The following is a 23,310-nucleotide window of genomic DNA, read 5'->3' as shown; positions in this document are numbered from 1 at the left end:
ATGAACTCGTGCGCCCTCGATAAGGTGGGGGCATGACGGAAACCCCACGCACCACCGCCGAGCGCATCGACGCCTTCCTCGAGCGTCGCGACGCCGCCCACACCGGCAACGAGAAGTCGGTGGAGAACCAGCACAAGCGCGGCAAGCAGACCGCCCGGGAGCGCATCGACCAGCTCCTCGACGAGGGATCGTTCCAGGAGATCGACGAGTTCGCCCGCCACCACAACACCCAGTTCGGGATGAGTGCGAACCGCCCCGACGGTGACGGCGTGGTCTGCGGTCTGGGCACGATCGACGGGAAGACCGTCGCCGTCTTCGCCCACGACTTCACGGTGCTCGGCGGGTCGCTGGCCGAGGCGAACGGCCGCAAGATCGTCAAGGTCCAGAAGCTCGCGCTCAAGCTCGGCTGCCCGATCATCGGCATCAACGACTCCGGCGGCGCCCGCATCCAGGAGGGCGTCGGTTCGATCGCGCTCTTCGCAGAGATCTTCCGCCTCAACGTCGCCTCGTCGGGAGTCATCCCGCAGATCTCGCTCATCATGGGTCCTTCGGCCGGCGGTGCCGTCTACTCCCCGGCGCTCACCGACGTGACGATCATGGTCGACAAGATCAGCCACATGTACATCACCGGCCCGGACGTCATCAGGACAGTCACCGGTGAGGAGGTCGGCCACGAGGAGCTCGGCGGCGGCCGGACGAACAACACGGTCTCGGGCAACGCCCACTACCTCGCCAGCGACGAGGAGGACGCCCTCAACTACGTCCACGACCTGCTGTCGTTCCTCCCGCAGAACAACCTCGACCCGGCCGACGCCGACGTCTTCGAATCCGACCTCGAGCTCACCCCCGAGGACGAAGCGCTCGATGCGCTCATGCCGGATTCGCCCTCCCAGCCCTACGACATCCTCGACGTCGTCACCACGGTCCTCGACGACGGCGAGTTCCTCCAGGTCTCCGAACTCTTCGCCCCCAACGTCGTCACCGGATTCGGTCGTGTCGAGGGCGTGAGCGTCGGCGTCATCGCCAACCAGCCGATGCAGCTCGCCGGCACCCTCGACATCGACGCGTCCGAGAAGGCCGCCCGCTTCGTCCGCCTCTGCGACGCCTTCAACATCCCGATCCTCACCTTCGTCGACGTCCCCGGCTTCCTGCCGGGCACCGACCAGGAGCTCGGCGGCATCATCCGCCGCGGCGCGAAGCTCATCTACGCCTACGGCGAGGCGACCGTCCCCCTCATCACGCTCATCACCCGCAAGGCCTACGGCGGAGCGTACTGCGTCATGGGGTCGAAGCAGCTCGGCGCGGACATCAACCTCGCATGGCCTTCGGCGCAGATCGCCGTCATGGGTGCCCAGGGGGCGGCGAACATCGTCTACCGGCGCAAGCTCAAGGCCGCCGAGGAGGCCGGTGAGGACGTCGATGCGCTGCGCGACGAGCTCATCCAGGACTACGAGGACGCTCTGCTCAACCCGTACCTCGCGGCCGAGGAGGGCTACATCGACGCGGTCATCAAGCCGAGCGAGACGCGGGCCCGCATCGTCCGCTCGCTGCGGGCGCTGAAGAACAAGCACGTCGACGCTCCCGCGCGCAAGCACGGTAACATCCCCCTATGAGCGAGGATTCGACGCAGACCGCCGAGCAGAGCACGGCACCGAGCGACGGTGCCGTGTCCGAGGCGAGCACTGGGACGCCGGTGACTTCGGTCGAGGACCGCGCTGTGGTCCGCGCCGACGACGGTCAGCCGGTCAGCGATGAGATGGCCAGTGCGGCCGCGGTCGCCGCGGTCGTCGCGATCCGCCAGGTCGCTCTCGCCTACGCCGCCCACCAGGCCGAAGCGCTCGCCCAGGTCGAGACGACGAAGCACGACCGCGCCGGGTTCAATGCGCCCCGGCGCAACGTCCGCCGTCGCCTGCCCCAGACCTGGACGCAGCCGCTCGGCCGCTGAGGCCGGCCCTGGTGAGGTCTGCTCAGGCGGTGAAGATCGCCCGCAGCTCCGCAAAGAGCTCGTCAATGATGGGGTCCGGTTCGCCCTCGTCGCGGCGCAGGCGCATGAACGTCGCCTTGATCGCCATCATCGCCACCGCCGCGAGCACCTCGGCTCGGTAGGAGACCGCAGGCCAGTCCTCGGGGCAGCCGTTCGGGGTCCCCTTCCCCGCCGAGGCGGTCGTTGGGTCCCCGGCTGAGTCGACCGCCGCACTCGCCCCTTCCGTCGCCGAGGCGGTCGCTGAGTCGCGCGTGCCCGTGACGTCAGACTCTGCCGACCCGTCGGCTGCCGTCGCGTCGAGGCGGCGCTGGATCATCTCGCGGAACAGGCGCTCGTTGTTGCCCATCCGCGACATCTGCAGCTGCATGAGCTGAGGCTCCTGCTGGAGGACCCGGTGGTACTGGTGCATCTCCTCGCGGCGGCGAAGCCGGCTGCGGACGACTGCGGCGAGGAGTCCCTCGAGGTCGGTGAGCATGTCCCCCGTCGGTCCGCCCGCCTCGAACTCGGCGATGACCGGCTGGTCCTCGTCGTCGAAGACGGTGTCGGAGCGCCCGAGCAGCGCCTCCTCTTTGTTCGCGAAGTAGTTGAAGAAGGTCCGCCGGGAGACTCCTGCGCGTTCGCAGATCGCCTCGATCGTCACATCGGCGTAACCGCTCTCGAGGGTGAGCTCGAGCGTGGCTCGGCGCAGCGCCCGCCCGCGTTCGCGCTTCTTCCGCTCGCGCAGGCCCTCCGGCCGGTCGGCTGCGGTCACGTCGGCTGCTGAAGACATGCCAACATTATTGCACTCCGTGCATTTTCATCTCAATCCCGTCTCGGCCCCGCGGCAACTGACGTCAGTAGCCGAGCTTCGCGTTCGCGAGGACGGGAACCGCCTCGGCGGCCTCATCGGCGAGACCGAGGTCGATCTCGACGATCTCGAGCGTCTCCTCCCCGCCGAGGGAGACGACGACGTGCCCGTACGGGTCGGCGACGAGGCTGTGGCCGACTCCCGTGGGGCCCTTCGGGGGCACGTCGACCCCGCTGACCTCGGGATCGGCCTGGCCGAGGGCGACGACGAACATGTTCGAGTCGATCGCCCGGGCTCGAGCGAGCAGCTCCCACTGCTCGACCTTCCCCGGCCCCGCACCCCACGATGCGGAGACGATGGCGAGGCGAGCGCCTCGGCGGCTGAGTTCGGCGAAGAGCTTGGGGAAGCGGATGTCGTAGCAGATCGCGATCCCCACGGCCTCTCCGCCCAGGTCGACGACGGCCGGTTCCTCACCGGCTGCGACGGTGTCGGACTCCTTGAACCCGAAGGCATCGTAGAGGTGGATCTTCGCATACTCGGTGCGGGAGCCGTCGGGGGCGTAGACGGCGAGCAGGTTGACGACCTTGCCGCCGGAGACGGCGAACTCCCCGGCGATGACGGTGGTATCGGCATCAGCGGCCAGCACGGTGAGCGCCTCGCGCCAGCCCTGCGCCTCGGTCTCGGCGATCTCGCGCAGGCCGCGCCCGAACGCGGACATCGTCGCCTCGGGGAAGACGACGACGTCGGCGTCGGCCTCGACGGCCCGGCGGGTGTAGTCGCGGACCTTCTCGAGGTTGGCCGCGACGTCGGTCGTCGTGTTGATCTGGGCGAGTGCGAGTCTCATCGCGATCCTCCTGCGGCGGACGGTCGGTGGGCTCCTCTCAGGCTACTCGGGTCCCGACCTCGGGTCACCCGCCGTCCGCACCACGGTCTGGCGGCCGAGGTCCGCCGCCCACGCGGGCGCAGGCGCGCCCGTCAGCCGATGAATTCTCGTCCCGGGCGTCCGCCCCGGCCGCGGCCGTGGACGATGGAGTAGACGCCCATCGCGACGACGACGAGTCCGGCGCAGAGGAGGAACATCCCCCGACCGCCGGTGAGCGGCATGAGGGCGCCGAGGATGATCGGCCCGATGCCGGATCCGACGTCGAGGAGGAGGAAGAACGACGAGGTCGCCACCGGCACCCGGGCCATCTCGACGGACTTGACCGTGATCGTCTGGGCGCTGGGCATGAGCGAGCCGAAGCCGAGTCCGACGAGGACGCCGGCGATGACGATGCCGGTCATCGTCGGCCACAGGGCGATGAAGAGGTTGCCGGCGGCGTTGAGGGCGAGGACCGGATAGATGACGACGTTGTCGCCGTAGACGTCCTGGATCCGGCCGACGAAGAGGCGTGCGACGAGGGAGGCTGCGGCGAAGGCGACGAAGAACATCGAGGCGGCGGCGGGCACTCCGTTCTCGGCCGCGTACCCGGCGAGGAAGACGAGGGCGGCGGCGTAGGCGGTGCCGGCAATGAGCATGATCAGCCCGATGCGCAGACCGTCGCGGTCGACGAGGGTCCGAGGGTGGAGGTGCCATTTGGCGGCCCGCTGCTCGGGCGTGAGCTCCTGCTTCGGCAGCCGCAGGAGGAAGCAGAGGATGAGGGCGATGAGCGACATGAGCGCCGAGGCGAGGAAGAGCACCCCGAAGTCCCAGCGCTGGGGCAGGACGACGCCGAGGTAGGGCCCGAGGGCCGTCGACACCGTCGTCGCCGTGCCGAAGTAGCCGGTGCCCTCACCTCGGCGGGAGGCGGGGATGATCGACTGGATGGCCGTCATGATCGCCGTGTTCCCGGCTCCGAAGGCGACGCCGTGGATGAGGCGGATGACGATGAGGAGGACAAGGCTGTCGGCGGCGATGTACGCGAGCGAGGCGAGGACGAAGACGGCCATGGAGATGACGAGCAGGGTCCGGCGGCCGATGAAGTCGAGGTACTTGCCGGTGAGGATGCGGGCGATGACGGCGCCGACGATGAAACCGGACGAGGCGAATCCGGCGGCGGCCTGGCCGGCGGAGAAGCGGGCGACTGCGTACCCGGCCATCGATGTCATGAGCAGGTAGAAGACCATGGACATCGCGAGGTTGAGGCCGACGCCGACGACGAAGTCCTTGGTCCACAGCTGTGCTCGTGCCACGTCCGATCCGTCTCTCTTCCCTCAGCCGTCCGCGTCCCGCCGGGCGGCGGGACCATCCAAGGCTATAGCTTCAGCGAACTCCCAGGATGCGATGTCCGCACTGTGCCCATGTGCCTCTCCTCATGGCCTGTGACCGGAGCCATGAGGTGTGCGTCAGCTCATATAGGGTGAGGTCATGACCGAAAAGAGAACCCCTTCCGCCGTCGACGCCGTCGCTGAGGACTTCGTCGACCGTTCCCTCGCCCTCTCCCCCTCCCTCGCCCTCTACCTCGGGCTCGAAGGAGGCAAGGGCTTCGACGACCTCTCCCCCGCCGGCCTCGCCGCGCTCAACGACCTCAATGTCGAGACCCTGCGCCGCCTCGACGAGGTGGAGGCGAGCGCCGACCTCGACGACGTCGACCGGGTCACCCTCGATGCGATGCGCGAGCGCCTCGGCGTCGCCCGTGACTACTACGAGGCGGGCTTCCAGCACGCCGACCTCAACGTCATCGCCTCCCCCGTCCAGCACGTCCGCGACACCTTCGACCTCCTGCCGACCACGACGGTGGCCGACTGGGAGACGATCGACACGACCCTGGCCGCCGTGCCCGCATCGCTGGCCGGATACCAGGAGTCACTCGCGCTCGCCAAGAGCCGCGGTCAGGTGGCGGCCCGGATCCAGATCGAGAAGGTCATCGACCAGGCCCGCGATCTCGCCGGGGACGACTCGACGTTCCTCACCCTCATCGCCGGTGCCGATGATGTCGCCGAGGTGTCCCCGCAGCTGCGCAACGACCTCGCCGCCCACGCCGATGGAGTCCGACAGGCGTACGCCGACCTCGCCGATTTCCTCGGATCCGAGCTGCTGCCGGCGGCACCGGAGAACGAGGCGTGCGGCAGGGAGGCCTACGCCCTGCACTCGCGGAACTTCCTCGGCGCCGAGGTCGACTTCGACGAGACCTACCGGTGGGGACTTGCGGAGCTCGAGCGCATCGATGCCGAACAGCGCCGGATCGCCGAGGAGATCATGCCCGGCACCGACCTCTTCGACGTGATGAAGGCGCTCGACGCCGATCCGGAGCGCACCCTGCACGGCAAGGACGCGCTGCGCGAATGGATGCAGGGGGTCGCCGACGAGGCGATCGCCGAGCTCGGGAAGACCCACTTCGATATCCCCGAACCCGTGCGCACGATCGAGGCGATGATCGCCCCGTCGTCGACCGGCGGCATCTACTACACGGGCCCCACCGACGACTTCTCCCGTCCGGGACGGATGTGGTGGTCGGTGCCCGAGGGCGTCACCGAGTTCGCGACCTGGCAGGAGAAGACGACCGTCTACCACGAGGGCGTCCCCGGCCATCACCTCCAGGTCGGGCAGGCCACCTACGTCTCCGACACCCTCAACCGCTGGCGCCGGCTCATGTGCTGGGTGTCCGGACACGGCGAGGGCTGGGCGCTCTACGCGGAACGGCTCATGGCCGACCTCGGCTACCTCGACGACCCGGCCGACTACCTCGGCATGCTCGACTCACAGCGTCTCCGTGCCGCCCGCGTCGTCCTCGACATCGGCTTCCACCTCGGTCTCGAGGCGCCCGAGAGCCTCGGCGGGGGCACGTGGGACCGGGAGAAGGCGTGGCAGTTCCTCACCGACAACGTCGCGATGGACCGCAGCTTCCTCGCCTTCGAACTCGACCGCTACCTCGGCTGGCCGGGACAGGCACCGAGCTACAAGATCGGCCAGCGTCTGTGGGAGCAGTTCCGCGACGAGGCGAAGGCCGAGGCCGGCGACGACTTCGACCTCAAGGCCTTCCACACGAAGGCCCTCAACCTCGGCTCGGTCGGCCTCGACACCCTCGGCCGGGCGATCCGCCGCTGAGCGGGGTCAGACCTGCGCCGGCCGGGTCTGCGCAGGTCGGGCCCGGCCAGCCGGGTCTGCGCCCTGCAGCCTCGGCGCCCGGAGTGGGAGAATGACGACGTGAAGAACAATGACAGCCCCCGGTCGGAGACCGTGCGGGTGACGGAGATCCTCCGCGACGAGATCATCGACGGGGTGCGCGCGCCCGGCAGCCGCCTCGTCGAGCGCAATCTCGCCTCCGAACTCGGAGTCAGCCGCGTCCCGGTCCGCGAAGCCCTCAAGCAGCTCGCCTCGGAGGGGCTCGTCGCCCACCGTCCGAACACGTGGGCGACGGTGCGCGAGTTCTCTCCCAGCGATGTCGCCGACCTCGCCGAGGTGCGTCAGGCCTTCGATCTCCTCGCCTTCGAACTCGCGGCCCAACGGCACACGCGTGATGGACTCGCCTCACTCGAGGCGACGATGGAGGCGGGTCGACGGCAGGCCGAGGCCGGGGACGCGGTCGGTGCGCACCGCAGCGCCGCTGCCTTCCACTCGATCGTCACGGAGCTCTCCGGCAACCGGCTCCTCGTCGAGGTCGGGCAGCTCCTCGACTCGCGGATGCGCTGGCAGCTGAGCCAGCACGACGAGCTCGACGTCGTCGCCACCGAACATGCCGAGCTCTTCGACGCGATCGCCCACCGCGACGTCGACCGGGTCCGCGAGCTCGCGACCCACCATCTGAGCACGAGCCGCCAGCAGCATGACAAGCACCGGGAGCGCCTCGCCCACGAAGGCAAGACGGCGGAAACCGAGGACGCGAAGGCCGAGGGCTGAGGGCGACGGGCTGAGGGAGACGACGCGCTCAGCCGGCGGCCGGATGCGTCCTGACGGCCGGGTCGGCCGTCGCGGGTCGGTTCGTCGCCGCTGAACCTGCGTCATCGGACCGCGGCCCGGCGTCTGTCGCCGCACTCGCCTCCTGCGCCGCACCCGCCTCCTGCGCACCCCGAGCGAACGGCCACCCGGTCATCCGCTTCGGTCGCGCCGGCGAGAACGTGCGCACCTTCGAGGTCGAGAGTCCGAGGCCGACGAGGGACTCGGCCAGCCTGACGGCGGCGGCGACACCGTCGACGACGGGGACCGAGCAGCGGTCGACGATCACCTCGGCGAGGTCGGCCATCCCCCCGCAGCCGAGGACGATGACCTCGGCACGGTCACGATCGACCGCCTCGGCGGCCTCACCCGCGATCGCGTCGACGGCCCGGTCGGGATCGGCCTCGAGGTCGAGGACGGCCATCCCCGAGGAGCGCACGGAGGCGCAGTGCCGGTCGAGCCCGGCGAGCAGAAGCCGATCCTCGATGAGCGGGACCGTGCGGTCGAGGGTGGTGACGACGGAGTATCGGCGGCCCAGCAGCATCGCCAGCGTCGCACCCGCCTCGGTGATGTCGACGACGGGGACGTCGAGGAGCTCCTGCAGGGCTTCCCTGCCGTGCTCGCCGTAGCCGGCCTGGATGACAGCGTCGTACTCACCGTCGTATCCGAGCACGGCGTCCATGACGCCGAGTGCCGCGAGGTGGCTCTCGACATTGCCTTCGCAGGATTCGGAGCCGAAGCTCGGGGTCAGGCCGATGATCTCCGTGTCCGCCGAGGCGGCCTCCCGTGCCGCTCGGGCGATCCCGTCGGTCATCGACGCGGTCGTGTTGACGTTGACGACGAGGATTCTCATGGGTCTCTCCAGGTCAGGTGGGTGTGTGCGGGTCAGTGTGCGGTCGGGACGGCGATCTCCTCGCCGTCGACCTCGCGGAAGGTGAAGTCGCGGCGGGCGATGACGAAGTAGATGACGGCGGCAAGCCCGGCGCCCAAGAACCACGAGAACTCCGAGACCGAGGAGAAGGCCGGCACGAGGGCGAGGATGAGCGCGATGAGGGACGCGGGGATGAATGCGCCGATCGCCCGCCAGTTGACCCCGTGGTGGTAGAAGTACTCGCCGTCGTTCGCCTCGGTGTAGAGCTGGGGGACGTTGACCTTCGTCTTCCGCACGAGCCAGTAGTCGACCATGATGATGCCGAAGAGCGGTCCGAGCAGGGCACCGAGACCGCCGAGGAAGTAGACGATGACGACAGGTGAGTCGTAGAGGTTCCACGGGAGGATGGCGAAGCCGATGATAGCCGAGATGATCGCGGCGCTGCGGAAGTTGAGATGACGCGGGAAGAGGTTCGTCAGGGCGTAGGTCGGGGCGACGAAGTTCGCCATGAGGTTGACTGCGACGGTGAGGATGAGCAGGGACAGCGAGGCCAACGCGAGGAGGATCGGACTGCCGATCGCCTGGACGATGTCGGCGGGTGAGGTGATGACGGTGCCGTCGATCGTGTACTGCGCGCCGGCGAGCGAGATGACGACGAGGCCGAAGACGAGCATGTTGATGGGGATGCCCCAGAAGTTGCCGACGACGATCGAGCCGCGGGTCTTCGCCGAGCGGGTGAAGTCGGAGAAGTTGAGGACGAAGGTGCCGTAGATCGCCACCCACAGCGCACCGCCGCCGAGGATCTGCACCCACATCTCCCACCCGGTGAGCGGATCGTCGATCGACCACGAGATCCGGAAGTCGACCCTGACGAGCATCCACACGGCCAGGGAGACGAAGGTGAGGAGGATGATCGGTCCCGCGATCGCCTCGTACCTGCGGATCATCTCCATGCCGTAGCTGACGATGATGACCTGGACGATCCAGAGCAGGGTGAAGGAGAACCAGCCGAGGCCGCTGAGTCCGAGGAATTCGACCTCGGCCCATGACTGCAGACCCGGCAGGAACGTGAGCAGCAGGACATTGAGGACGTTCGCGGCGAGGTAGGTCTGGATGCCGAACCATGCGATCGCGACGATTCCGCGCACCGAGGCGGCGAGCTGGGCGCCGTGGATGCCGAAGGCGATGCGGCTCATCACCGGGTAGGGCACCCCGGTCTTGTGCCCCATGATTCCCGAAAGGGTGAGGAGGATGAAGAGGAGGGCGGCGCCGACGAGAAGGGCGACGAGGATCTGCCACGCACCGAGGCCGAGGGCGAAGAGTCCGAGCGCGAAGCCGTAGTTGCCGAGCGAGTGGACGTCGTTGGCCCAGAGGGAGAAGACGCTGTAGGCCGTCCAGCTGCGGCCCTCCTTCTTACAGGGAGCGAGGTCGGCATTGTAGAACCGCGGGCTGATCCGGTGGGCCGCCAGTTGCTCGGGGCTCGGCCCGAGGCGCTCGGGATTCGGCTGGTCGGAGGTCACTGTCGTCGCCATGGGGCACTCGCATCCGAGACGGCATAACACTGGAATACCAAACGAGGATCCACAGGGTCATGGTGATGATTGCTAACCGGTTCAGCGTAACGTGGGTCACAGTTCTTCCGCAATGAAGAAAGAGGCTTTCGTCTTCGAGAAATCAGACCGCAAGCATGGCTCCCGACGGTCCGCACCTGGGCGGATGGCCGTCACGACGCCCGTTGCGGATCTGGATTTTTGGCATACCATTTGTCCGAATGGTGAGCGAAGGGTGCGAGGTGGACGCGCCCGCACCCCCACGGGCGAGCACCCCGGCGGACAGCCCCCTTGACACGGAATCGAACACGTGTTCGAATGCTGGCATGAGGTGGAACGAGCAGGAGAAGGTGGCCGGGCTCTTCGGAGTCAAGGGGCTCGTCCGCAGCGTGCGCACTCCGGAGTTCGCGGGGATGACCTTCCACGAGGTCCTCGCGAAGTCGGCGCTCAACCGGGTGCCGAAGTCGAGCGGGATGCCCTTTTCGTGGACGATCAACCCCTACCGCGGGTGCTCCCACGCGTGCGTCTACTGCTTCGCGCGGAGCACCCACCGCTACCTCGACCTCGACGCGGGTGAGGACTTCGACCGCGAAGTCATCGTCAAGGTCAACGCACCGGAGGTCCTCGCCGCCGAGGTGGCCAAGCCGAAGTGGTCGCGCGAGCTCGTGGCCCTGGGCACGAACACCGACCCCTACCAGCGCGCCGAGGGTCGCTACGGTCTCATGCCCGGCATCATCACGGCCCTGGCCGACCATGCGACTCCCCTCTCCATCCTCACGAAGGGCACCCTGCTCCGGCGAGACCTCCCTCTGCTCGCCCGCGCCGCCGAGGATGTCCCCGTCGAGATCGGCATGTCGATCGCCGTCCACGACGACACCCTGCAGCAGGCCATCGAGCCGGGTACGCCGACGACGACGGCGAGGCTCGCGACCGTGCGTGCGGCAGCCGACCTCGGGTTCCGGGTGACGGTCTTCATCATGCCTGTCCTGCCGAAGCTCACCGACTCCCGCGAGCACCTCGACGCGGCCCTGCGGGCGATCAGCGAGGCCGGGGCACACCGGGTCGTCTACGGTGCCCTGCACCTGCGGCCCGGCGCCAGGGAGTGGTTCTTCGAGTGGCTCGGGCGCGAACATCCCGAGCTCCTCCCCCGCTACCGACGGATGTATGCGAACTCGCCGTATGCCTCGAAGGAGTACCGGACGTGGCTGCGCGCACGGATCGATCCGCTCATCGACCGCTACGGCCTGCGCGGGTCGAGGGACGAGGACTACGGCAAGCGCAGGGCGCTCGGCACCAGGGGTGACCGGTCCGCATCCGGGACGTCCTCGATCGCCATCGGCGCGGAAGGCCTCCCGCAGCTTCAGGCCGCCCTCTTCTGAGCCCCGGGCTTCCATCCCACCGGCCCCTGACCCCAACCGGCCGCTGACCACACCCGATACCTGAGCGCCGCCGACCGATCGGCGGCGACCGCGCTCACACCTGTTCGCCCGGGGAATAACGCGCGCTGACCGGTAGTTGAAAGTGTCATGAAAATTGAGATCTGGTCGGACATCGCGTGTCCGTGGTGCTACATCGGCAAGCGACGCTTCGAGACCGCGCTGGAGGGGTTCGCCCACAAGGACGAGGTCGAGGTCCGGTGGCGCAGCTTCCAGCTCGACCCCTCGCTCCCCGATCACGTCGAGGAGTCAGAGGCCGCCTACCTCAGCCGGACGAAGGGCATGCCCCCGGAGGCGGTCAAGCAGATGTTCGCGCAGGTGAGCGAGCAGGCCTCTGGCGAAGGACTCTCGTACGACTTCGACTCCGTCGTCGTCGCCAACAGCTTCACGGCACACCGCTTCCTCCACTTCGCGCAGACCCACGGCGTCATGGCCGAGGCCGAGGAGGCACTCATGTCCGGACACTTCGAGACCGGTCGTGACATCGGCAGCATCGACTACCTCGCCGAGGTGGGTGAGAGTCTGGGAATCGATCCCGCCGAGACCCGCAGGGTCCTCGAATCCAATGAGTACACGCGCGCCGTCGAAGCCGACATCGCCGAGGCGCGCTCACTCGGCGCCAACGGGGTGCCGTTCTTCGTCATCGACCGCAAGTACGGGATCTCCGGGGCACAGCAGTCGGAGACGTTCTCCCGCGCCCTCGACACCGCATGGGAGGAGAGCTCCACGCTCACCGTCCTGTCCGGTGCCGGCTCCACAGCCGCCGATGCGTCCGACGGTGCCGATGCGCCCAGCGGTGCTGTGTGCGGCCCTGAGGGCTGCGACTGAGGGTCCGACGGTCCAGCCCCTCGTCCCTCCCCCTGAGCACCACCTCCACCCCCTCCGAAAGGACACCCCCACAGTGAACGATTCCGCCCCACTCATCCGCATCGTCGTCGGCAGCATGCGACCGGTCCGCGTCGGTGACCAGATCGCGGCCGCCGTGTCCGAGGTCATCGCCGACGCCACCGGCGCCCGCGTCGAGATCGTCGATCTCGCCGACCTCAGGCTGCCGATGCTCGATGAGCCGGCGATGCCGGCTCTCGGCAACTACCAGAACACCCATACGAAGGCCTGGGCCGAGATCGTCTCCGAAGCGGACGGAATCGTCTTCGTCACCCCGCAGTACAACGGCGGCTATCCGGCGTCGCTGAAGAACGCGATCGACTACCTCTTCGCCGAATGGCGGGACAAGCCCGCACTCATCGTCAGCTATGGCGGGCACGGAGGCGGGATGTCCGGGGAGCAGCTGCGCTCGGTGCTCGAATTCATCGGGGTCGACCTCGTCGCCGACAACGTCGAGATCACCCTTCCCCGCGAGTCGTACGGCGCGGACGGTCGCCTCGTCGATGCGCCGGAGATCGTCCAGGGCTACGCTGACAAGCTTGAGACCGCGGCGAAGACTCTCGACCGGACGTTGGCCCCACAGGCCTGAGCCAAGCGCTGGCCGGGGCTCAGGAGGCACCGGAACTCTGAGGCACGAAGACGGCAGCCCGATCCTGCGCAGTGCAGGGTCGGGCTGCCGTCTCTGCTCGTCCGGCGTTCCGAACCGAGCGGTGCAGGACTAAGGTGAGTTCCATCATGGGCTCCTACACCGATTTTCTGGGACCGACCGCGCTCACCGAGGCAGTGCTGCTGCTGGCGAGCTTCGTGCTCTGTTCGCTCATCGGCTTCGAACGCCAGTTCCGGCAGAAGAGCGCGGGCTACCGGACGCATGTGCTCGTCGGCATCGGCACGTGCGCGTTCACGCTCGTCTCCGCCTACGGTTTCTCCGGTGTCCTCGACAGCGACGTCCAGCTCGACCCCTCGCGGATCGCCGCGCAGATCGTCTCTGGCATCGGCTTCCTCGGCGCAGGTGTGATCTTCAAAGGCCGGAACATGGTCCGCGGGCTGACGACGGCGGCGACGATCTGGGTGGCTGCTGCCGTCGGCATGGCGTGCGGGGCGGGAATGCTCGGGCTCGCGACGATGCTCACGGCACTCCACCTCCTCACGCTCTTCGTCGTCGCGCCGCTCATCCGCAGGATCCCCGACAGTGATCACGGGAAGCTCCTGCGCATCGTCTACCGTGACGGCGGTGGGATCCTCCGAGAGATCCTCGCCGTCGCGAGCTCGATGGGATTCAAGAACACGATCCTCGACTCCCAGCGGTTCGAGGACGAGGACGGGGTGACGATGGTGCGCATCGATGTGAGGTTCGACGGCAAGCGCCCCCTGCACATGCTCATCCCGATGATCATGGAGCTCGACGGGGTGGACAAGGTGAGCATGCGCGAGGACCGTGTCCACTCCGTCGATTCCGACGGCGACCCGTTCTGAGCCGACTCCGACTCCGGGGACTGCTCAGCCGCGCAGCGACCGTTCCCACGCGAGCGTCGCCAGAGCCGCTGCCTGGTCGGGAAGGTGGGCATCGTCGAAGAGGACCTCGGGCGAGTGGTTGACCGCCGCGGTTTCGGGGTCGACGCCGTCGGGGGTGACGAAGAGGAAGACGAAGGCACCCGGCACCTCCTCGAGGACATACGAGAAGTCCTCCGAGCCCATGACCGGATCGGGAGCTTCGACGACGCGGTCGGGCCCGAAGGCCCTCTGCAGGGTCTCAACGGTGAAAGCGGCCTCAGCGGCGTCGTTGACGGTCACCGGGTACTGCTCGTTCCACACCACCTCGGCGGTGCAGCGATGGGCGGCGGCGATCGATTCGGCCAGTCGCGTGGCGAGCTCCGGAAAACGCTTCGTCGTCTCGGCGGAGAGCGTGCGCACGGACATCGCCAGGGAGGCGGTCCCGGGGATGATGTTGACGGCGGATCCGGCGTTGAGCTGGGTCACCTCGGCGACGATGGGGTCGAAGACGCTGAACGATCCGGTGACCATCGAATAGATGGCCTGCCCGAACTCGAGGAGAGGCCGGATGGGGTCGACGGCGTCCTGCGGACGCGAACTGTGCCCGCCTTTGCCGTGCATGGTCAGGTGGAAGGTGTTCGCTCCGGCCATGATCGTGCCCGGTCGGGTGACGAAGGTGCCGGGCTCACCGGGGGCGACGTGGATCGCGTAGGCGGCGTCGGGGGTCGATCCGATGGTGTCGAACATGCCCTCGTCGATCATGTCCTTTGCGCCGCCGAGGCCCTCCTCGCCGGGCTGGAACATGAATGCGACGGTTCCGGCGAGCTCGTCCTGGTGCGCAGACAGGAGCTTCGCGGCTCCGACGAGGCCGGAGACGTGGAGGTCATGACCGCACGCGTGCATGTTCCCGTTGGTCGAGGCGTAGTCGAGGCCGGTCGTCTCGACGACCGGAAGGGCATCCATGTCGCCGCGGAGCAGGATCGTCGGGCCCGGCCGTCCGCCGCGGAGGACGGCGATGACCGAGGTCAGCCCTTTTCCGGTCGTGATCTCGAGCGGCAGGCCGTCGAGTGCGTCGAGGATGGCGCGCTGGGTGCGGGGCAGGTCGAGTCCGAGTTCGGGGTTGCGGTGGAGGTCGCGGCGGAGCTCGATGAGCTCGGTGCTCAGGGCTGCGGCTTCGGTGGTGAAGTCGATCGTCATGGTTTCGTGGTCCCTTCTGCGGTGATGTGGGTGGTCATCGGGTTGTTCGGTGCCGGTCGGCGGGGTGCGTCGGTCATCCGGCGAGGAGCGGGCGGGAAGGTTCGTCGCCGAACCACCCGGCGCTGTCCTTGACGACGGCACCACCCTGGACGATGGCGGTGACGTTGTCAGGATCGGCGAGCGGGGTGATGTCCGTGACCGGATCGAAGTCGACGACGAGGAGGTCGGCGAGCTTGCCCGACTCCACTGTGCCGAGGTCGTCGTCGAGGCGGAGCAGCGCGGCCGCGTTCTTCGTGCCAGCGACGATCGCCTCCATCGGAGTGAGACCGAGTTCGACGGCGTGGACGGGTTCGCGGAGGTTCTCACCGTGGGGGCAGACACCGGAGTCGGTGCCGAGTGCCACGCGGACGCCGGCGGCGAAGGCGGCGGCGAGGCGTTCCCGGGCGATCGCCGACCAGGTCACCTTCTTCTCGTACAGGTAGCCGGGCACCAGGGCGGGGTCGGGCACGCGCAGTGCGCTGCTCAGGGTCGGGACGAGGAAGGTCCCGTGTTCGAGCATGAGGTCGATGCCCTCGTCGTCGATGCCGTAGCCGTGTTCGACCGAACGCACTCCCCCGCGGATCGCCGCCTTGATCCCCTCCGGGCCTTGAGCGTGAGCGGCCACCGGCTGACCCGCGCGTTTGGCGGTCTCGGCGACGATGAGGCGGACATGCTCCTCGGGGACGCCGAGGTCGTCGGGAGTGTCCGAGGGGCTCGAGACGCCGCCCGTCGTGCACACCTTGATGGCATCGGCACCCCCGCGGATGAGGAGGCGTACGGTGCGGCGGACGTCGTCGTCGGTGTCGATGATCGGGTGGACGGGCATCGGCATCGGGACTTCGCGTCCGTTGGGCAGGGTGAAGTCGGTGTGCCCGCCGGTGGGTGAGAGCGCTGAGACGGCGATGTGCAGACGGGGCCCGTGGATGAGCCCGGCGCTGATCGCATCGCGCATTCCGCGGTCGATGCCGCCGAGGTCGCGCGCCGTCGTCACTCCCGCCATGAGCGTCCGGCGGGCGTTGAGCGCGGTGCGCAGGGTGCGTTCGGAATCGAAGCGGGCGGCATCGGCCGCCTGGTCCTCGATCGAGAGCCCGAGGTGGACGTGGGCGTCGATGAAGCCGGGCAGGATCGTCCTGCCCGTGAGGTCGACGATGCGTGCGGCTGGAGGCCGCTGCTCGTCGTCGGCCCGGCGCGGACCGGCGTAGACGATGCGCCCGTCGGCGATCTCGAGCTCGGCGTCGGGAAGCGGCGGACCCCCGGTCCCGTCGATGAGGGTGGCTCCGCGCAGGAGGAGTCGGTCGTCACCAGGAACAATGGGTGGGACGAGTGCCGCGGCCATGGTGTCCTTTCGTCGGTCGTGCATTCGTGATCGCAGGTCGAGTCGTGATGGTCAGGGGTCGGTGGTCCGGGCCCGCGCGCCGGTGGCTCCGACGAGCGACCTCACGAGCGTGCGGTAGGTGTCCTGGATCTCGGCATCGGTGCCCTGTGGTCTGTCGGGACGGAGCGTCAGCCGGAAGAGGGTGATACCGGCGAGAGCGTCGAGGATGAGATCGTGATCGAGGTCGGGGCCGATCTCCCCGCGATCGACGGCGCGGTCGAGGATCGCCGTGCCCATCGCGTGTCGTCGCTCCATGAAGCCCTCCGAGATGAGCGGGATGACGTCCATGTCGAACATCGCGAGCAGGAGACCGTTGCCGCGGGCGCGGGCATCGTGTGAGCGGCGGACGTTCTCGACGTTCTGCCACGCGTGGGCGACGAGGTCCTCGACGACGTCTCCCGTATCTGGTTGCTCGCCGAGGTCGAACGTCTCAAGGATCGCTGCGGCGACGAGCTCGGGCTTGGTCGGCCAGCGCCGGTAGATCGCGGTCTTGCCGCACCCGAGTGTCGAGGCAAGCTGCTCGATGCGCAGGTTTGTCAGCCCGTTCGCCTCGACTTCCGCGCGCACGGCGGCGAGCACTCTGGCAGTGAGCTCGGCGTCGAGCGGCCGCCCCTTCGTTGTGGGCTGCGTCATGGTCGGAGCCTCTCACGTCCACGTCGCTTTACGCAACACAGCGTTTCGTTTTGAGACGGTGGCAGATTCCCAGAAGCCGACTGGCTTCAAGACTCTGGGCAGGCCTCGAAACGCCGACAAGCTCCCCAACGCTGACGAATTTCCAGACGTCGGCTGCCTGAGTTCCCGTCGACTCGAAGCGGAGAGGTCGTAGGCTGGGTTGCGAGAAAGGATAACGATGACGACTCCCCCGAACAGCGCCAACGGCAGCAGAGCCGACCGCTCCTTTCGTCGAGACGATGCCAGACGTCATCGCAGCGGTGAGGGGCGCCGTCACAGCGATGCCGGGAGCCGACAGGACGGAGTCAGCGGCCATTCCGGAGGCGACAACCACCGCCTCGCTGATGTCCTGATCTGCCGCAACTGTGGCGTGGAGACCGGCCCCACTCCCCCGCCGATATGCCCGATCTGCGATGACGAACGGCAATGGGTGCCGTCATCGGGGCAGGAATGGGTGAGCCGATCGCAGCTCGCCGCCGAGGGCCACACGGTTGTCATCACCGAACGCGAACCGGGGCTTCATGCTTTGCGGGTCGAGCCCCGTTTGGCCATCGGCCAGACGTGCTATCTGGCTGCGACCGACCAGGGCAATCTGCTCTTCGACGTTCCGCCCTTCATCGACGACGAGGCGGTCTCAGCGATTCGGGAACTCGGTGGGATCGCCGCGATCGCACCGAGTCATCCGCACATGTTCGGCATGCAGCTGGCATGGAGTGCGGCGTTCGACGATGCCCCGGTCTATGTCTGCGAGGCAGATTCGGAGTGGGTACAGCGGCATGGCCCGGCGATGACCTACTTCGACGCCGATGCCACTCCCCTCCCGGAGATCCTGCTGCGCAGAGTCGGCGGTCATTTCCCCGGCAGCGCAATCGCATTGTGGCCCGGTCACGACGGCCACGGAGTGATGCTCAGCGGCGATTCGATCGGCCCAGTCGCGCGATCGGGGTGGGTGACATTCATGCGGAGCTTCCCCAACTACCTTCCGCTCTCCGGCGCGGTCGTCAGGAGGATCGCCGCCTCGGTGGCCGATCTCGACTTCGACAGGATGTACGGCAACTTCGGGCAGACCATCCCGGCCGGCGCGTACGATGCAGTGCAGTCATCGGCGGACCGGTACGCCAGGTGGCTCTCCGGGGAGTTCGATCATCTGACGTAACTTCGATGACCTGCCGTGAGCGGCACTGTTCTGCCGTAAATGGAGCTGCCCTGCCGTGCACGATGTGAGTCTCGGTGATCTGAGGCGAACATCGACAGCGAGAGTCGAGACCCGACAGCCAAAGGCGAGGTCTGATGGCCAGAGCCGAGGTTTGATGGCCTGAATTGAGTATCGATGGGCTGTGATGCGGTCGAGGCCGGTCGCCCAGCCCGGTCCCCCGAGGTATCAGAACGGCGGCGGGTCGTCTTCGTCGTGATCCCATTGCACGCAGGTCGCCGTCCATGCTCGCGAGCTTTCCCAGAACTGGTCGAGCGGCTCCGTCCACTCGTCTCCGGCCTCGTCCCTCCGCCGCCAGATGGAGTATGCCGATTCCCGTTTCCCCGGCATCAGTCTCTTCATCGTCACCGGATCCGTTCCCGGCGGCAGGCACGCCTGGTGAGTGACATTCGGCCAGTCGAAGCAGTCCAACAGCCTCTTCCGTCGTCGAGCGTCGATTGATCGCGCGATGCTCTCTGCAAGGAGCCGGTCACGCTCCGCCGCCTCTTCAGCACGACGGATCGCGTCATCCCGTTCACGCACGGCGTCCTCATCAGGTGGGACCTCGACCGTGTCCTTGGCTGGTGGAATCAGATGTTCGGGGATCGGAACTTCTCCGGGGCTGAGGCAGCACAGTTCGCTGAATTCCAGCGCGTGGGCGACATCAATCGGCTGGTCAGGTGCCCGGGATCGGGTTGTGACTCCGTGTCGGAACTCGTATTCGACGGTTCCCGTGTCGAGCATGCGCACGCGGAACCGGTCGGCCGTCTTGATGGCGTGGTGGCGTTTGCACAGTGGGTGGAGGTTGCCGAACCTCGTCAGCCCGCCTTTGAGCGGATCGAGGTGGAAGAACGGAATGATGTGATCGATCTCCGAGGTGACCGCTTTGCGAGTGCACCCGGGAACGGAGCAGACTGCCCATTTGGAGATGAGTGTCCTGCGGACGTTGTTCGGAATCCGGTACGTCGTCGCTTTCGCATCAAGTGGAGTGCCGGTGGCGGGATCGGTGAGGATCCTCGTCATCGTCGAGCTGTAGCCGGCGATACGTCGAGCGGTCTCAGCCGGAATCGGCGATCCTTCGGGGAGAACGCCCGGAAGATCCGACTCACCGCAGACGGTGAGGAACGGAACGGTGACGACCACGCCGGCCTGCCAGTAGAGCCACCAGTGATGCGTGGGCATCGCGATGACGACCCTGCTGTCGATGATCCGCGAACCGTTGAGCGGGGAGGCTGAGAATGCGCTCCCCCGCCGGGAGTCGTCAGTTCCGACCGCATCCCCAGCGACGCCAGATGCGGCGGCGCGGAGGCTCCCATCGCCTCCGGCGCCGGTGGCGGCCACCTGCCCGTCGTGCATGACGATGGCTCCGTCGGGGTCGATGTCGAAGAGCAGATTTCCCTTGTCGTCGAGGAGCGGCTCTTCGCGTTCGGTTTGCACCCCGGTGACCGGATCGATCGATCGCACTCGGATGCAGAGTCTGGGCTGAGGCCGGGACAGGATGTCGTACTCGAGAGCCTGGATCGAACGCTCATCGGCGATCTCCACACCAGGTGGCAGGTCGAATGCAGCCCCACGACGTGCTCGCACTGCCCGCGCCATTGCTTCGACTCGTCGGTAGCAGGCGTAGAGCTCATCCGTGGGACCGATGAGTGACAGGCACGCCGATCCGTTCTTGTAAGCCTGGAAGTCGACGCGGCGGCGTTCGGCGGCCGTCTTCGACCGGTCCTCGGCCGGCTGGAGCACTGTGATGAATTTGCGCAGCGCCGTGCGCAGCCGGTCGCAGGTCACGTCTGCGCGTCGTTCGGCGAGATGTTCGTCGATCCGTGGAAGATACCGGAACGCGACGGTTCGGCAGAGATCGGCAGCCGCCTGGACATGGGCCATCGTGAACTCGCCTGCCCGGACGCGATCGGCGAAACGCGGCAGTCCGTGGATGATCGTCATCGCGATGCCCAAGTGACGGTAGGTCTTGGCGATCGAGAGGCCGAGGATCGAGGCGGTCTCAGCGACATCCTCGGCGGGCACGTTGTCGCTGATCCAGACCGACATGTCCGTGTCGAGGCCGAAGTCCGGGAAGTCGAGGCGATCACTGTCGGTCTCGGCTTCACCGTCGCTCTCGCATTCGGCGTCCGCGTCAGTAATCGCCGACGCGCCAGGACGGTCCGATTCTCGACCATCATGCGCCTCATCGGCCGCGCTCTCAGTCGACACTGACTGCATCGTTGCGAGCAGCGACCACTGTGCGCTGAAGTCGGCATCGAATGAGAGCAACTCGGTCGGCGACTGACGGATGATGACAAGCTCGGTGGATGCCGCAGGCGGGGAGGCCTTACCTGTACACACCAGACATTCGGGGTCCGCGCAGGGGCCGAAAGGGTCACGGCGAGATTCGGACGAACTCGGTGAAACGGGACGGCCCAACGACGAGGAAGCAGCGCCGTCCGATGAGGAGGCTAAGCGGTTCGACGACAAGGTGGACGTCGACACAGCGTCGACAGTCGAATTGCGAAGGTCACCTGCAGCAGGCTCGCCCTGGGAATCGCGTGGGGAGGTAAGTTTGCCCACGCCGTCGATACCGTCGCCGTCAGCACCCTGATCGATGGCCGCGGGTCCGACGATGCCTTCGTCGACGCTGCCGTCTTCCTGACCGCTATCCTCATTGTCACTCTCGCCGCGGCCGTCACGCTCGAGACTGCACGCGACAGAGGCGGCGATGGTCGCGATCCGGAACGGCGAGTCACCGTCGGGAACGGCGTTGCCCCACGCACGGACAGCTCGTTCAAGGGTCAGACCGGCGGTCGCTTCGAGGACCTTGAGCTGCACCTGGTCCGATTCCGCTGAGATCACAGCGAGCGCACTCGAGCTCGAATCGAGGCGGACGGTCGTCTGAAAACGGGTGTGCGAGCCGTGCTCCGCGCCCTCGTCACCACCGGCAGGTCCGCTGCCGACGCGGGCATCACGAGGTGAGGCCGCTGCGCTGTTCGCAGACTGCCCGTTTCCTGTCGGGATGCCTTTCACGGTGGTTCACCTGCCTCGGACGCCATTGTCGAGAAGTGTTGGTCGCATCGAACTATCTAGTACGTCAATAATAACTGATTCGAATAGAGTATGTGAATACCTGATTGCGAAATACTCTCAAGTATTTTCACTCCATCGGATCCCTACTGTTGTTCCATGTCACCCATTGTTGCAGTCAGCACTGACACGGAATCGGCGCGTCGGGCGCAACGTGAATGTCGAGTGAAACCGAGGCGCAGTGAACCGCCGGACGAGTGTCGGCCGCGGCGTGCCGAGGGGGATAGTCGGGGTCGACCGCGGCAGTCCGAGCGGCAGGGTCGGCGCCGGCGGACCACAGAATAGTCACGGCCGGCGGCAAACCGGAACACGCCGGTGATGAGACTCAGGCGCAGGTGGTCGCGGTGCGCGGCTAGTCTCGAACAAGCAGGTTCGGTCGAGACCGCTCTGCGGATGTGTGCCCGCCGGCGATGCCGCCCTCGGCGCACGTGCAGCTCTCGACCGAAAAGCGTGCACCGCTGCGCCGCATCCCGGCGCACGGCCGACACAAGGCAAAGGGCCGACACAACGCAAAGGAACGGCAATGAGCGTCGAACTCGTCTGCGTCATCGTCCTCGGTCTGATGTTCATCATCGGAACGTGGCGTGACATCAACATGGGACTGCTCGGTTTCATCGCGGCAGCCGGCGTCGGAGGACTGCTCCTCGATCAGGCACCGGAGGAGTTCCTCGCCGGGTTTCCCGTCGATCTCTTCCTCACGCTCGTCGGCTTGACCTATCTCTTCGGCTTCGCCCAGAACAACGGCGTCATCGAGGTCATCGTCAACTGGTGCGTGAGACTCGTCGGGGGTCGAACCGCGCTGATGCCATGGATCTTCTTCCTCCTCACCGCGGTCCTCATCGCGCTCGGCGCACTCTTCGCCGTCGCCATCATCGCCCCGCTCGCCCTCGACTTCGCCAGACGCCAGAGGATGAACCAGTTCATGGTCGGTCTCCTGGTCGTCCACGGCGCACTTGCAGGCGCCTTCTCCCCCATCAGCGTCTACGGCATCTTCATCAACGACTACCTCGCCAAGAACGGCCTGACACCCGCCCCGCTCACACTCTTCCTCGCACCGTTCGTATTCAACTCGGTCTTCGCTCTCGTCGTCTATCTCGCCCTCAGGCATCGTCCGGGCCTCCGCGCCGACGCGGACGAAGCCCGCGCCCACGCGGACAAGGCCCTCGCTGACGGACAACGAGCTTCCCAACGCAGGCCCGCAGCAATCGGCACCTCCGGCGAGGATCCGGCAGAACGGGACGCCGCGATCACCCGGGCGACCACCTCGGCGAGGGCGACGGAACGGAAAGTGCGGCTCACCCCGCGCCAGGTGCCCACGCTCATCGGACTCATTGCGATGACCCTGGCGGTGCTTCTCTTCGGATGGGATGTCGGACTGGTCACGATCACGATCTCGATCGTGCTTGCCGCAATCAACCCGACGGCCGGCAAAGCGGCGATGTCGAAGGTGTCGTGGCCGGTCGTCATCCTCATCTGCGGTGTGCTCACCTACATCGGCGTGCTCCAGGCGGCGGGCACCGTCGAGTGGGTGTCGACTGGGATCTCGGCGATCGGGATCCCCCTGCTCGCCGCGCTACTCCTCTTCTACCTGGCCGGGTTCGTCTCCGCGCTGGCATCATCGCTGGCGATCATCGGCGTCGTCATCGCCCTGGCAGTACCTCTGCTCGAATCCGGAGACATCCACGCCGGCGGATTCGTCGCAGCCCTGGCGATCGCGTCGACGATCGTCGACATCAGCCCGTTCTCTACGAACGGCGCCATGCTCCTCGCGAACGTCCACTCGTCGATCCGCGACCGCTACTACCGGCAGATGATCGGCTACGCAGGCCTTATGTGCCTCCTCGGCCCCGGCCTCGCGTGGCTCATCGCCGCGGTGCCGACGTGGTTGGGCGCCTGAGGGC

The 23,310-nt window shown here is 67.3% G+C and carries 19 protein-coding genes; 10 read left to right on the top strand and 9 right to left on the bottom strand.

Going from position 1 to position 23,310, the window contains the following annotated elements:
- Positions 1–32: 32 nt before the first annotated feature.
- Complete coding sequence (locus tag BC102111_RS13065; protein ID WP_009374805.1) at positions 33–1,613, top strand: acyl-CoA carboxylase subunit beta; 1,581 nt, start codon at positions 33–35, stop codon at positions 1,611–1,613.
- Entirely contained in the window at positions 1,610–1,945 is a 336-nt protein-coding gene (locus BC102111_RS13060) for a hypothetical protein (protein WP_009374804.1), read from the top strand. The genes BC102111_RS13065 and BC102111_RS13060 overlap by 4 nt, the downstream gene beginning before the upstream one ends.
- Before the next feature lie 22 nt (positions 1,946–1,967).
- Here BC102111_RS13060 and BC102111_RS13055 read toward each other — a convergent pair whose 3' ends face one another.
- The 3 genes from BC102111_RS13055 to BC102111_RS13045 form a co-directional block, all read right to left on the bottom strand.
- A complete protein-coding gene (locus tag BC102111_RS13055) occupies positions 1,968–2,753 on the bottom strand; it encodes a TetR/AcrR family transcriptional regulator (RefSeq protein ID WP_101624556.1) in 786 nt (261 codons plus the stop codon).
- Positions 2,754–2,817: 64 nt separating this feature from the next.
- Entirely contained in the window at positions 2,818–3,615 is a 798-nt protein-coding gene (locus BC102111_RS13050) for a carbon-nitrogen hydrolase family protein (protein ID WP_101624555.1), read from the bottom strand.
- Positions 3,616–3,746: 131 nt separating this feature from the next.
- Positions 3,747–4,943, bottom strand: a complete 1,197-nt coding sequence (locus tag BC102111_RS13045) for an MFS transporter (RefSeq protein WP_063249449.1) — start codon at positions 4,941–4,943, stop codon at positions 3,747–3,749.
- Between the two features lie 175 nt (positions 4,944–5,118).
- Here BC102111_RS13045 and BC102111_RS13040 point away from each other — a divergent pair, with 175 nt between their 5' ends.
- Positions 5,119–6,798, top strand: coding sequence for a DUF885 domain-containing protein (locus BC102111_RS13040; RefSeq protein ID WP_101624554.1), 1,680 nt, complete (start codon positions 5,119–5,121; stop codon positions 6,796–6,798).
- A 99-nt stretch (positions 6,799–6,897) separates the two neighbouring features.
- Entirely contained in the window at positions 6,898–7,590 is a 693-nt protein-coding gene (locus BC102111_RS13035) for a GntR family transcriptional regulator (protein WP_095375679.1), read from the top strand.
- A gap of 28 nt (positions 7,591–7,618) precedes the next feature.
- On the opposite strand, the gene BC102111_RS13030 is transcribed toward BC102111_RS13035, so the two are convergent.
- Positions 7,619–8,479 carry an aspartate/glutamate racemase family protein gene (locus tag BC102111_RS13030; protein WP_101624553.1) on the bottom strand — a complete coding sequence of 287 codons (861 nt, stop codon included), beginning with the start codon at positions 8,477–8,479 and terminating at the stop codon, positions 7,619–7,621.
- Positions 8,480–8,511: 32 nt separating this feature from the next.
- Entirely contained in the window at positions 8,512–10,029 is a 1,518-nt protein-coding gene (locus BC102111_RS13025) for an NCS1 family nucleobase:cation symporter-1 (protein ID WP_101624552.1), read from the bottom strand.
- A 344-nt stretch (positions 10,030–10,373) separates the two neighbouring features.
- Here BC102111_RS13025 and BC102111_RS13020 point away from each other — a divergent pair, with 344 nt between their 5' ends.
- From BC102111_RS13020 to BC102111_RS13005, 4 genes are all read left to right on the top strand, one after another.
- Positions 10,374–11,426 (top strand): Rv2578c family radical SAM protein, encoded by a 1,053-nt coding sequence (locus BC102111_RS13020; protein WP_180960646.1) that lies wholly within the window; start codon positions 10,374–10,376, stop codon positions 11,424–11,426.
- A 147-nt stretch (positions 11,427–11,573) separates the two neighbouring features.
- Complete coding sequence (locus tag BC102111_RS13015; RefSeq protein ID WP_101624551.1) at positions 11,574–12,311, top strand: DsbA family oxidoreductase; 738 nt, start codon at positions 11,574–11,576, stop codon at positions 12,309–12,311.
- Between the two features lie 73 nt (positions 12,312–12,384).
- The gene (locus BC102111_RS13010) at positions 12,385–12,957 is read left to right on the top strand and encodes an NADPH-dependent FMN reductase (RefSeq protein WP_101624550.1); all 573 of its coding nucleotides are present in this window, start codon (positions 12,385–12,387) and stop codon (positions 12,955–12,957) included.
- A 146-nt stretch (positions 12,958–13,103) separates the two neighbouring features.
- The gene (locus BC102111_RS13005; RefSeq protein ID WP_009374787.1) at positions 13,104–13,841 is read left to right on the top strand and encodes an MgtC/SapB family protein; all 738 of its coding nucleotides are present in this window, start codon (positions 13,104–13,106) and stop codon (positions 13,839–13,841) included.
- Between the two features lie 24 nt (positions 13,842–13,865).
- Here BC102111_RS13005 and BC102111_RS13000 read toward each other — a convergent pair whose 3' ends face one another.
- The 3 genes from BC102111_RS13000 to BC102111_RS12990 form a co-directional block, all read right to left on the bottom strand.
- A complete protein-coding gene (locus BC102111_RS13000) occupies positions 13,866–15,056 on the bottom strand; it encodes a M20 metallopeptidase family protein (protein ID WP_101624549.1) in 1,191 nt (396 codons plus the stop codon).
- Between the two features lie 73 nt (positions 15,057–15,129).
- Positions 15,130–16,431: a metal-dependent hydrolase family protein gene (locus tag BC102111_RS12995; protein ID WP_180960645.1), complete on the bottom strand. Its 1,302-nt coding sequence runs from the start codon at positions 16,429–16,431 to the stop codon at positions 15,130–15,132.
- 51 nt (positions 16,432–16,482) lie between these two features.
- Complete coding sequence (locus BC102111_RS12990; RefSeq protein ID WP_101624548.1) at positions 16,483–17,103, bottom strand: TetR-like C-terminal domain-containing protein; 621 nt, start codon at positions 17,101–17,103, stop codon at positions 16,483–16,485.
- A gap of 493 nt (positions 17,104–17,596) precedes the next feature.
- Here BC102111_RS12990 and BC102111_RS12985 point away from each other — a divergent pair, with 493 nt between their 5' ends.
- Entirely contained in the window at positions 17,597–18,298 is a 702-nt protein-coding gene (locus BC102111_RS12985) for an MBL fold metallo-hydrolase (RefSeq protein WP_180960644.1), read from the top strand.
- Positions 18,299–18,523: 225 nt separating this feature from the next.
- Here the strand turns inward: BC102111_RS12985 and BC102111_RS12980 are convergent, their stop codons facing one another.
- Entirely contained in the window at positions 18,524–20,545 is a 2,022-nt protein-coding gene (locus BC102111_RS12980) for an HNH endonuclease signature motif containing protein (protein WP_180960643.1), read from the bottom strand.
- 1,387 nt (positions 20,546–21,932) lie between these two features.
- Here BC102111_RS12980 and BC102111_RS12975 point away from each other — a divergent pair.
- Positions 21,933–23,306 carry an SLC13 family permease gene (locus BC102111_RS12975; protein ID WP_009374773.1) on the top strand — a complete coding sequence of 458 codons (1,374 nt, stop codon included), beginning with the start codon at positions 21,933–21,935 and terminating at the stop codon, positions 23,304–23,306.
- Positions 23,307–23,310: the final 4 nt, after the last annotated feature.

The organism is Brevibacterium casei CIP 102111, assembly GCF_900169275.1.
Taxonomy (GTDB): Bacteria; Actinomycetota; Actinomycetes; order Actinomycetales; family Brevibacteriaceae; genus Brevibacterium; species Brevibacterium casei.
The sequence above is the reverse complement of the archived record's forward strand: the minus strand, read 5'-3'. Positions and strand labels throughout refer to the sequence as shown.

What these genes read in the sequence shown, in the direction of transcription:
- BC102111_RS13065 (WP_009374805.1), top strand. Translation starts at nt 33, where the DNA reads ATGACGGAAACCCCACGCACCACCGCCGAGCGCATCGACGCCTTCCTC.
- BC102111_RS13060 (WP_009374804.1), top strand. Translation starts at nt 1,610, where the DNA reads ATGAGCGAGGATTCGACGCAGACCGCCGAGCAGAGCACGGCACCGAGC.
- BC102111_RS13055 (WP_101624556.1), bottom strand. Translation starts at nt 2,753, where the DNA reads ATGTCTTCAGCAGCCGACGTGACCGCAGCCGACCGGCCGGAGGGCCTG.
- BC102111_RS13050 (WP_101624555.1), bottom strand. Translation starts at nt 3,615, where the DNA reads ATGAGACTCGCACTCGCCCAGATCAACACGACGACCGACGTCGCGGCC.
- BC102111_RS13040 (WP_101624554.1), top strand. Translation starts at nt 5,119, where the DNA reads ATGACCGAAAAGAGAACCCCTTCCGCCGTCGACGCCGTCGCTGAGGAC.
- BC102111_RS13030 (WP_101624553.1), bottom strand. Translation starts at nt 8,479, where the DNA reads ATGAGAATCCTCGTCGTCAACGTCAACACGACCGCGTCGATGACCGAC.
- BC102111_RS13025 (WP_101624552.1), bottom strand. Translation starts at nt 10,029, where the DNA reads ATGGCGACGACAGTGACCTCCGACCAGCCGAATCCCGAGCGCCTCGGG.
- BC102111_RS13020 (WP_180960646.1), top strand. Translation starts at nt 10,374, where the DNA reads ATGAGGTGGAACGAGCAGGAGAAGGTGGCCGGGCTCTTCGGAGTCAAG.
- BC102111_RS13015 (WP_101624551.1), top strand. Translation starts at nt 11,574, where the DNA reads ATGAAAATTGAGATCTGGTCGGACATCGCGTGTCCGTGGTGCTACATC.
- BC102111_RS13005 (WP_009374787.1), top strand. Translation starts at nt 13,104, where the DNA reads ATGGGCTCCTACACCGATTTTCTGGGACCGACCGCGCTCACCGAGGCA.
- BC102111_RS13000 (WP_101624549.1), bottom strand. Translation starts at nt 15,056, where the DNA reads ATGACGATCGACTTCACCACCGAAGCCGCAGCCCTGAGCACCGAGCTC.
- BC102111_RS12995 (WP_180960645.1), bottom strand. Translation starts at nt 16,431, where the DNA reads ATGGCCGCGGCACTCGTCCCACCCATTGTTCCTGGTGACGACCGACTC.
- BC102111_RS12990 (WP_101624548.1), bottom strand. Translation starts at nt 17,103, where the DNA reads ATGACGCAGCCCACAACGAAGGGGCGGCCGCTCGACGCCGAGCTCACT.
- BC102111_RS12975 (WP_009374773.1), top strand. Translation starts at nt 21,933, where the DNA reads ATGAGCGTCGAACTCGTCTGCGTCATCGTCCTCGGTCTGATGTTCATC.